Raw genomic sequence first — 917 nt, 5'->3', positions numbered from 1 at the left:
GATACCCGTTCCTCCAGGTCGTGCGTTGATCAGCCCGTTCGTGCTTACCGGCGCCAATCAGGCCTTCGACGTCAGCCTCCATGATCAGCTGCAAAACGGCCTCGGCGACGGTGCGAAGAAAATCGCCGCCGTCCTGCTTGGCCAGACGTTCGGAAAGGTCCATGTTGGTCTTGGTCATCGGGGGCTCCGTGTGGTGCGTGGTTGAAGTCGTCAAACTCCACCTGACCATACACCTCGATGGCCACCCGGCATTACACCGTTGAAGGCGCAGAAATTACACCACGTGCGCGGACACTAACTCGGGCGAATGCCTCGAGTTCAAGCTGGTCCGCGCCAGCGGATCGAACGATCCGGGGGATCGTTTGAAGGCGCCGAACGTCCCGATGGAGAGCTTCTTTTCTTCGCTGAAGAAGGAGCTGGTCCATCGCCATCGGTTCGGAACCCGGCAAAAGGCCAAGGCCGCGATCTTCGAGTACATCGAGGTCTTCTACGGGCCGCCAACGCCGCCATTCAGCCATCGGCTACCAGACGCCGGTTCAGGCGTTCACAGAAATGAGTTGGAAAATGGCCGCGTAGGATCAACAATCACACTGTCCGGAAACCGGGACGAAGATCCTTAGAGGTGGTCCTTGAAATTCGACCAGTTTGCCGCCGTGCTAAGCTATAGCATTGGTTTCATTTCAGGCGGCAACCTTCAGGTCCGGAGATTGCCTGTCATAGGCCTGGTCCGGCGTCATGATCCCATGTGATGAGTGCGGGCGTCTTTCGTTGTAGTAGCTGATCCAGTCACCGATCCCGTCCCGGGCTTCGGAACCTGTTTCGAAGGCGTTCAAGTAGACGCATTCGTATTTGAGGGATCGCCAGAGCCGCTCGATCATCCGGTTGTCGATCCAGCGGCCCCGGCCATCCATCGAGAT

General features: G+C 58.0%; 2 protein-coding genes and 1 pseudogene. 1 reads left to right on the top strand and 2 read right to left on the bottom strand.

Going from position 1 to position 917, the window contains the following annotated elements; all coding sequences use genetic code 11:
* On the bottom strand, positions 1-178 hold a 178-nt coding region (locus FEV53_RS20355), incomplete at its 3' end, for a transposase (RefSeq protein WP_185962112.1).
* A 196-nt stretch (positions 179-374) separates the two neighbouring features.
* Between FEV53_RS20355 and FEV53_RS20350 the strand changes: the two are divergent.
* Positions 375-576 (top strand): annotated as a pseudogene (locus tag FEV53_RS20350) (IS3 family transposase); the annotation flags it as partial.
* A 104-nt stretch (positions 577-680) separates the two neighbouring features.
* Here FEV53_RS20350 and FEV53_RS20345 read toward each other — a convergent pair.
* On the bottom strand, positions 681-917 hold a 237-nt coding region (locus FEV53_RS20345), incomplete at its 5' end, for an integrase core domain-containing protein (RefSeq protein ID WP_142836416.1).

The organism is Palleronia caenipelagi, from assembly GCF_007004065.1.
Taxonomy (GTDB): Bacteria; Pseudomonadota; Alphaproteobacteria; order Rhodobacterales; family Rhodobacteraceae; genus Palleronia; species Palleronia caenipelagi.
This window is presented reverse-complemented; position numbering and strand designations above follow the sequence as displayed.